At 35.8% G+C, this 8706-nt stretch carries 8 protein-coding genes; 4 read left to right on the top strand and 4 right to left on the bottom strand.

Going from position 1 to position 8706, the window contains the following annotated elements:
* Positions 1-36: 36 nt before the first annotated feature.
* On the bottom strand, positions 37-1818 hold the full coding sequence (locus tag IQ247_RS30185) for a serine/threonine-protein kinase (protein ID WP_193925660.1): 1782 nt from the start codon (positions 1816-1818) through the stop codon (positions 37-39).
* A 410-nt stretch (positions 1819-2228) separates the two neighbouring features.
* Between IQ247_RS30185 and IQ247_RS30190 the strand changes: the two genes are divergently transcribed.
* Positions 2229-3140: a c-type heme family protein gene (locus tag IQ247_RS30190; RefSeq protein ID WP_193925662.1), complete on the top strand. Its 912-nt coding sequence runs from the start codon at positions 2229-2231 to the stop codon at positions 3138-3140.
* A gap of 98 nt (positions 3141-3238) precedes the next feature.
* On the opposite strand, the gene IQ247_RS30195 is transcribed toward IQ247_RS30190, so the two are convergent.
* Positions 3239-4471 (bottom strand): serine/threonine-protein kinase, encoded by a 1233-nt coding sequence (locus IQ247_RS30195; protein ID WP_193925664.1) that lies wholly within the window; start codon positions 4469-4471, stop codon positions 3239-3241.
* A gap of 343 nt (positions 4472-4814) precedes the next feature.
* Between IQ247_RS30195 and IQ247_RS30200 the strand changes: the two genes are divergently transcribed.
* Entirely contained in the window at positions 4815-5165 is a 351-nt protein-coding gene (locus IQ247_RS30200; RefSeq protein WP_228060182.1) for a hypothetical protein, read from the top strand.
* A gap of 78 nt (positions 5166-5243) precedes the next feature.
* Here the strand turns inward: IQ247_RS30200 and IQ247_RS30205 are convergent, their stop codons facing one another.
* Positions 5244-6119 (bottom strand): phosphate/phosphite/phosphonate ABC transporter substrate-binding protein, encoded by an 876-nt coding sequence (locus tag IQ247_RS30205; RefSeq protein WP_193925665.1) that lies wholly within the window; start codon positions 6117-6119, stop codon positions 5244-5246.
* 206 nt (positions 6120-6325) lie between these two features.
* On the opposite strand from IQ247_RS30205, the gene IQ247_RS30210 reads away from it, so the two are divergent.
* Both IQ247_RS30210 and IQ247_RS30215 read left to right on the top strand, forming a co-directional pair.
* Positions 6326-6517: a hypothetical protein gene (locus IQ247_RS30210; protein WP_193925666.1), complete on the top strand. Its 192-nt coding sequence runs from the start codon at positions 6326-6328 to the stop codon at positions 6515-6517.
* Positions 6518-7533: 1016 nt separating this feature from the next.
* Positions 7534-7815: a hypothetical protein gene (locus IQ247_RS30215; RefSeq protein ID WP_193925667.1), complete on the top strand. Its 282-nt coding sequence runs from the start codon at positions 7534-7536 to the stop codon at positions 7813-7815.
* Between the two features lie 391 nt (positions 7816-8206).
* On the opposite strand, the gene bcp is transcribed toward IQ247_RS30215, so the two are convergent.
* Positions 8207-8706 (bottom strand): thioredoxin-dependent thiol peroxidase (gene bcp, locus IQ247_RS30220; RefSeq protein ID WP_228060183.1); only part of this gene is annotated, 500 nt, incomplete at its 5' end.

Genomic DNA, 8706 nt, shown 5'->3' on the forward strand with positions numbered 1-8706 from the left:
CATCCCCCCATCCCCCCATCCCCTTGTTCTTTCAAACTACTGCTGTTGCCAAATTTTAATCGTATTGTCATCGCTACCGCTAACTATAGTCTTCCCGTTGGGGCTTATAGCGACTGATCGAACGTAATTAGAATGACCTTTTAAAGTACAGATTTCATTACCCGTATTTGTTTGCCAAATTTTGATGGTGTTATCCCAACTACCGCTAGCTAGAAATTTTTGATCTGGACTTAGTGCTACTGTCCACACTGCATCCGAGTGACTGATCAAAGTACGAATTTCTCTACCAGTACTCGCTTGCCACAGTTTAATAGTATTGTCGGAACTAGCACTAACTAAAATTTTCCCATCTTGACTGTAGGCTAGGGAGTTGACGAATAAAGAATGTCCTGTCAAAGTGCGAATTTCTTTACCCGTATCCGTTTGCCATATTTTAATTGTGTAGTCAGCACTAGCACTAGCTAAAAACTGCCCGTCTGGACTCCATGCTACTGAACAAACTGCATCGCAATGTCCTGTAAGATTCGCAATTTCTCGACTCCTGTTGACTTGCCAAAGTTTAATAGTGCGATCGACGCTACCGCTGGCCAGAAGTTGATTATTTGGACTAAAAGCAAGGGTATTTACGCAGCTAATATGACCTTTATAAGTACTAATTTGTCTACCAGTACTTACAGACCATAATTTGATAGTCTCATCCCAACTGCCGCTAGCCAGGATTTCTCCATCATGGCTAAAAACAAGGCTGTCAATTATACCTGAATGACCGGAAAACCAACGTCCTAATTGACGTAATAATTTTCCAGTGTGCAGTTCCCATAATTTGATTGTTTTGTCGCTGCTGCCACTAGCAAGTAGTTGCCCATCAGGGCTGATAGTAACAACATGAACCATGCTACTATGTCCTTTAAGGGTATTTACGCATTTCCATCTGTGGGCAAGTAAAGACTTTGCACGAGGTGTGATGATTTGTGTTGGTGGTATTGTTGGGACTATGGGTTTTTCGAGTAATTGTAGCCACTGCTCTATAGATTGCGGGCGATAATTTGCATTTAACGCCATTCCCTGGATTATTGCTTGGTTTGTTCTGTCGCTGATGTGGGGATTTAAATCTTGTGGTGCTTTGAGTAAGGTGTTTTTGCTTCTATTATCGGCACTTGTAGGAATAAATCCCGTCAGCAAGGTGTATAAAGTGGCGGCTAAAGCGTAAACATCAATAAATTCTCCCCGTGGTGCTGAGCTTTGATATTGTTCTGGTGGAGCAAAACCGGGGGTATGATATGCTGTATGTTTTTGCACTTCGTTGGCAATAAATTCTCTGGCTATACCAAAGTCAATTAATACCGCTTCTGATTTACCTTGACGAATAATAATGTTACTGGGTTTGATGTCTCTGTGTAATAAACCTCGACGATGAATAACTTTTAACGCATTACCAATTTGCTGAATGTATTGCAGCGCTTCTGTTTCAAATAACACACCGATTCTTCGTAAATATTTGGCTAAATCTTCACCTTCGATGTACTCCATCGCTATACAAGGCAAATTTTCTTCGTTAAAAATCTTTTCTATTTCAACTATATGAGGATGCCGACATACAGCTAATCTTACGGCTTCATCGTGAAAGTCTCGCTGTATTTTATTTAGGTATGGTTTCCAAGCGGGATTGTCAAGAATCTCTTCTTTTATAGTCTTGATAACTCGCAATTCGCTACGTTGATTTCTCGCGAGATAGGTTATACCCATTCCACCTTCACCGAGAATATTTTCAATTATGTAGCGATCGCCATTTAACTTTTTCCCGCTCTGCCAAACCATTGGTGAATACTCTGGTTTACTGGTATTTATTGTTGCACAAAATTTAGTCTAGTTAAGAAATGTTCATGAGAATTTTTAAAACCCTGCTTCTAGCTGGAAAAATCTTACTTAAATATAAAAAAATACTTGATTAGTTAGTCATAACATATACTAAAAGTTATGCAACAGTAATTATTTTCTGGAATTACAAAGGTTTGGTTAAGAAAAGTTTCAATTTACCTGATAAAAGCTTAATAGTTCATAAACCGAGGTATCGTCCGAAATACTTTAATTTATCTTTGTAGTAATTACAGTAATTGAGATTATTTTTTTTTGATTTATTTATTTGAAAGGAAATCAATGATAATTTTAAAGATATTTTAAAGATAAGTTTCAGATTTTTACATAAAGATAAAATAACGGTTAAGAATATGCTAAAAAATTTACGTTTAAAACAAAAATTTACAATATTACTGTTAATCATCTTGATTGTAGGCGTAAGCGCGAGTGGATTAGCTTTATCTTTCGTACTCAGACAAAATGCTAAGCGCGAAGTTGCGAATACCGCTTTAATTTTGATGGAAACAATGAGTTCGGTTAGGGATTACACTAGTACTCAAATCAATCCAGAATTAGCAGATAAATTAGAAACAACTTTTTTACCGCAAACTGTACCTGCTTATTCGGCTAGAGAGGTATTTGAAAATCTACGCAAGAAAGGAGAGTATAAAGACTTTTTTTATAAAGAAGCAACCCTTAATCCTACTAATCTTCGAGATAAAGCCGATGCTTTTGAAACCAAAATTGTCGAGAGTTTTAAAAGTCAAAAACAATCAGAATTGAGCGGTTTTCGTTCGCTTCCTGGTGGAGATATTTTCTATATTGCTCGTCCGTTAGCAGTAACTGAACAAAGTTGTTTACAATGTCACAGTACAGTTGATGTTGCACCTCCAAGCATGATACAACGTTACGGTACGGCTCACGGATTTGGGTGGAAATTAAATGAAATAATCGGCGCTCAAATCATTTCAGTTCCTGCGGATAGAGTTATTCAAAAGGCAAATAAATCATCTGTTGTAATTATCGGTATTGTATCGATGGTTTTTGCGGCAGTTATTGTCTCAGTAAATGTATTTTTGAATAGACAAGTTATACTTCCCCTGAAAAAAATTACCCGCGTGGCTGAAGAAGTTAGTACCGGACATATGGAAGTAGATTTTGATCAGGTATCTAATGACGAAATCGGTAATCTTGCTAGAGCATTTAAAAGGATGAAATTAAGTTTAGAAATGGCGATGAAAAGGCTTAAAAATCCGGGGAATACTCACAAAAATACTGGTTAACGTCAAGAGAGAAGTCGGTTTGTTTTTTGACAAATATTTATCTGAAAAACCCGACTTATTTTATAATCAATAATAATCAATAATCAATAATAGTAATTTTAAGAAAATATCCTTTGTGTAAATTTAATTGCTGTGTCAGAATCGGGAATTTCTCTAGCTAATAATTCCACGAATTGATGAGGTGTTGCTTGGGGATTTTTTTCTAATACATCTTCTAGGATTAAATTTGCCATTGGTCCGATATAATAAGCTAATTGTTGCTGACATTTTTTGATAAAAGAAGGACTGAGTAAATATAAATTTTGTTGATTATAGCTGCTTTCACAATTGTCAGTTGAGTTAACTAATGTTGGCTGGATTTGGCTATAAGATGGTGGTATTGTAGGATGTAATTTTGAGTCAGGTAAAGCTAATGTGGGAAGTTCATCAAAATTTCCTAAAGAAGATGAAAATCTTTGCGACTGATCAAGTTGTTCGAGATATCTAAGGACTTCCTTAGTAGTTTGGTATCGTGCTTTGGGCGTATCTGCCAACATTTTATCGAGTATCCGCGCAAAAGCATCACTGATATTAGTATATATTCGCCAGTTCCAATCCAGGGAATATCTATCCATCAAGTATGATGGATTTTTACCCGTAAGCAACACTACCGCTGTTACTCCTAATGCATAAATATCACTGCTTGGAGAACATAAACCTAAACTAATTTGTTCGCGGGGAGCATATCCAACTTTCCCCACAAGGGACATATTACCAGCAAAGGCGATTTGATTAATTTTGGTAGCTTCGTTAATTTCAGCTATTTGTTTTCCCACACCAAAATCAATTAGTACGGGTAAATCTCCGCCTTCGGGCAACATGATATTATCGGGAGAAATATCTCGATGAATGACTTGATGTTCATGGACATATGCCAAAACTGGTAATAGTTTTTTCAGCCAAAATATCACTTCATCTTCTGAAAAAGTTTGTCCTTGTTTTTGCCGTTCTTGTAGTAGCATTGAATAGGTTTTACCATTAACATATTCTTGCACTAAGAACAGCCGACCTTCTCCTTCAAAGCAAGCTAAAAAACGTGGTATTTGGGGATGTTGCAATTTATGAAGAATTTTTGCTTCTCTTTTGAACAAATCGCGACATTTTTCGATTCCATCACTACCAGTACCGAAAGGAGCAAATTCTTTGAGGACACAAGCTTCGTTGAAACGACGTGTATCATATGCTAGGTAAGTCCGTCCAAGTCCCCCTTGTCCCAGCATCCTTTGGATAATATAACGACTATCAATTAAAGTCCCAGAAGCTATTTCTGGTTTACTAGGGGGTATAGACATTTACTTCTCACTCCTAAAAGTTATATGGTTATATAAAGTTATATATTTAGATGTTAAATATTAAATTCTTCGTCTTAAAGTTGGGTTTGGAAATACAGATGCGTTCCCAATAGCACTAGTTTTTCATAAAAAAGAGAATTTTTAGCTAAGATAATTTCTTCTTGGTTAACATTGATGATTTATTAACTATTTCAATTATCTATCACCACAAATTTTAGGTGTTTCCATAAAATTTGGGAAAAGTTTATAAAATTTTAGAAATCTTTAGAAAGCTTTAGAAGACTTGATTTTTTAGTTAAGGACTGATTAATTAGTGTTTATTGTATTATTTTGTATTAAGTAGGTGAGTACAAATACACGTTACTACATAACAAAACGTCAGCCCTACTTCATCAAAAACCTCACGGGAGTTTGGAATGCAATTGATGGTGACAAGATACCTGTTTACAACGCTGACAATCCCAAGGAATACCAGTTTTCTGGCAAACGAATTAAACGCGGATTGTATAGAACAAAGGAAGGACATTCGGTTAATAGTGATTTGAATGGTTCACTCAATATCGGTAGAAAAAGTAAGCACGATGGTTTTGCCGGAGTGTCTAGGGCTGCATTGACCCAGCCTAGAAGGATTAATCTTCTTAAATTGGAGAAGTGGAGAGCGACGGCTTTAGCCTCGCTCGGAACAACTTCTTAGAATCCCCTCGGCTTTAGCCAGGGGAGTGTCAAAGCTTATTCCTACTCCCTACTCATAACGATAAATTTTTCCACCCACCTACTTAGTAGTAGATGGTTCAGGTAATAATACTGCGGGTTTTTGTTGAAGCTGTGTTTCTAAAGGTTTAACTTTTTTCATTAACTGAATAAATTGCTGATATTCAGGAACTTTGACGCTAGGAACATAACCAGCATCTGCTGTAATATTTGCTGGGGCTTCATTCATAACTTTTCGGATTTGTTGTTCGCGATTTCGATCAATATTTGGTGATAGTAGTACTAAACCTGGGGGAATCCATCGACTAGTATGTATAATCCTAAACTTAGTTTCATTAAATTGCCGTTGATGAATTTCAAAGTTATTTTCAGACAAAGCACCAGCATCAACGCTACCTTCTTTTAGCCATTCGAGTACTGTTTTAGGAGTAGGAGCAAAACGGATATCAGCAAGGGTTAAACCGTAAAGGTCGTACAAAGGTGTATAATAACCAGCAGCAGAACCTTTTTGTCCTAAAGCAACCTTTTTATTTGCTAAATCTGGGATTTTTTTGATTGGGCTATCATCTCGAACTATCAGCAATGAACGCTGTCTGCTACTAACTTCACCCATGGAAAATAATGGTTCGTAGAGTTGTTCATCGATCGCGATCGCAGCTAAACCAGGGGGAGCAAAAACGATATCCCATTGTTTGCGACTAATTTGGTCAATAGCTTGTAATTCGTTGTAAGTGGGTTCTAATTCTACAATCGACTTTGTTGTTGCTGCTATATAGTTTTTAAAGCGGTCATATTTATCGAGTGAAAGGTCTTCTTCTCCGTAGCTGACTACACCTATACTCACTTTTTCTGGAGATGTGTTCTCCGAATCGCATCCTATACTTAACAGTGCAAGTAATATTAAAAAGCCGAATTCCACAAACCTGCGTATAAGCATAGTTTTTACTTTGATAGCTACCTATTTAATTATTAAGATTCACAAATGAGTTGAAATATTAATTTTTTATGAAATTTCATGAAAAATATCACAGATTTGAAGATACCCATTGACTAGCTTAAACTAGAGTATAAGAGTGTAACAGTTGACTCTTATACCTAATCGTGATATTGTAATATCTTTTTTTCTTTTTGGAGTAGATTGAAATGGGTGGGTTCATTACTGGCTTACTAATAGTCGCTTATGTCGCTGGTGCTTGGAAGTTTTGGACTGGATTTAGGAGAACTAATTTCAGTAACAGCTTAACGAATCGTCTTGTTTTATCATTGTTATGGCCAGCTTGTTTTGTTGGTAGTAAATCCTATCGTCAAAATTTTACAAAAGCGCTCAAAGGTTAACAATTATGTTTCTGTTTTCCCTATATATAGGGAAATAAATCAATTTGTCAGAGAAATCAAATCTCTGACATTTGTTTTATATGTGATTGGCAAGTCGTACTATAGTTTTGCGAACAGTAAGACTGAAAATAATTTGTAATATTAAAAAGCAATAGCGCTATATTTTATACAATAGCCTAAGATACTTTCTATACTTACAAATATCCTTGTATTTACTCAATTCTGTAAAGATTGTTTTAAGCAGTCTTACGCTTAACTTATTATTGATATAAGTAAGTTTTAACATATTTACTTTTCTACATTATCAGTAAAAATAATTAAGAAAATGTTGATTCATTTATCTGTTAAATACACTATTTTTGAGGGTAATTTCCTTCAGTTAACAAAATAAAATATTCGCAAAAGTATTAGCATCAGGGCTATATAGTTAGGGTAAACAAAGAAAAGCGAAGAAAATCCCCTAGCGTTTAGAAAAATGCATCCTCTAATGCTGTATGATTAAAAATCTATCAAACTAAATTATAAAAAAGATTGTTAAGTTTAAAGTCCATTTATGGTATGGGTCAAATCAGAAATAAATTTACTACTTTAGAAGGATAGATTGATTTTTCTATTTTCAGGAAAATAAATTCATGCTTACTTGCTTGAAGTTAACGCTTGGATTACAGGTGTATTTAGCTTTATGGTTTATGGCAGCACAAATAATTCTTCAGAAAAGGTATCGATGTCAAAAGTGACAACAGCTTAATAGGGTGATATTTCGGATTTTATTTTCAGTATTTTCAAGTTAGACTCGGATAGATAATTAATACTTGGGTTGAGCCAAAAAGAACCTTGGTTCTAATTTTTTTCCTGTTTAAGACCCCCGTCTAGAATGATAAAGGAAAGTAATAAAGTCAACCCCTATAAAAAGTGAGTTCCCATCTCGAACCATTGCTTGAAATCAGTTATTAGCGCTTCAGGTTGCATCTTGGAAGCGTGTTAGACCCCCAATTAAAGTACAATTAGGAGAAACTATGCTTCACAATTATAACGGCGAAACACTTTCGATCTACGAATGGTTGTCTAGAGCGGGATTTAAAAATTCTGATGTTTTTAGAATGGACCCGGAATTAATTCGGCATCTTCACAAACAGTGGTTTGTATACCGCGAAATTGTCCAAACTTGTATGTCCGAAACTGGTTGTTCTGACCCTGGTGAATTGGAAATTAACCATCCTTATCGTACACCTCAAATACCTCAACTAGCTTCTTCTTATTCTTTAGAATTAGGGCATATTACGGCAGTATATTCTTAAAGGATTGAAAAATCATGATATGTCGAAAGTTCGTAGTTGCGCTTCAGTGCAAAATATAGACTTAGATTGTGAAGCGCTACTACAAACATTTTTTGAGAAATTTCCAACTACTCCCTTCCCACTCTAAAATTACCTATCTCTCTTTATCTCTTTTCTTAGCGTTCGAGCGCGTCTGGGGCGGTTTTTTTTTCGGTAATCTTCTACCGGAACGGGAGTAGTCAAACACCTGGATTTTTCATGAGGTTAGAAGTCGGGTTTTTATAAACATTTTCTCTAACTAAAAAAATTCATCTTAAAAACCCGACTTCTGTGCTATTTATCGAGAGTAAAACTGTTCCCTGTTCCCTACCCTCACTAAAAGACTTTTTTAACAGACCCTAATTAATATTAGTTAATCCGCTAGCAATTCCTGTAACTTTTTCAAAACCTTCTGGGCATGACCTTTAGTTCTGACATTCGACCATACATGAGCTAAACTACCATCGGGTGAAATTAAAAAAGTTGAGCGTACAACTCCCATATATTCCTTACCCATAAACTTTTTTAACTGCCATACACCATAAGCTTCACATACTTGGTGTTCCGGGTCACTCAAAAGTTGAATTGATAAATTATGTTTGTTGATAAATTTGCAGTGAGATGTTTCTGAATCGGGACTTATTCCCAAAATTGTCGCTCCCAAATCGCTAAATTGTTGAGAATATTCACTGAAGTCTTGTGCTTCCAGAGTACAACCTGGTGTATCGTCTTTGGGATAAAAATAGAGAACAAGCCAACTAGATTGAAAATCTTCTAGTTTGACTAAATCTCCATTTTGATTTTTTGAACTAAATGACGGTGCTTTTTCTCCCATTTTGGGAATTTCGGTAAGCTGTGACATAAGGGATGGGG

It is taken from the genome of Plectonema cf. radiosum LEGE 06105, from assembly GCF_015207665.1.
GTDB classification, from domain to species: domain Bacteria; phylum Cyanobacteriota; class Cyanobacteriia; order Cyanobacteriales; family Nostocaceae; genus Rivularia; species Rivularia radiosa_A.

Coding starts and splice junctions, on each gene's coding strand:
- IQ247_RS30185 (WP_193925660.1), bottom strand. CDS start 1,818: ATGGTTTGGCAGAGCGGGAAAAAGTTAAATGGCGATCGCTACATAATT.
- IQ247_RS30190 (WP_193925662.1), top strand. CDS start 2,229: ATGCTAAAAAATTTACGTTTAAAACAAAAATTTACAATATTACTGTTA.
- IQ247_RS30215 (WP_193925667.1), top strand. CDS start 7,534: ATGCTTCACAATTATAACGGCGAAACACTTTCGATCTACGAATGGTTG.
- IQ247_RS30195 (WP_193925664.1), bottom strand. CDS start 4,471: ATGTCTATACCCCCTAGTAAACCAGAAATAGCTTCTGGGACTTTAATT.
- IQ247_RS30210 (WP_193925666.1), top strand. CDS start 6,326: ATGGGTGGGTTCATTACTGGCTTACTAATAGTCGCTTATGTCGCTGGT.
- IQ247_RS30205 (WP_193925665.1), bottom strand. CDS start 6,119: ATGCTTATACGCAGGTTTGTGGAATTCGGCTTTTTAATATTACTTGCA.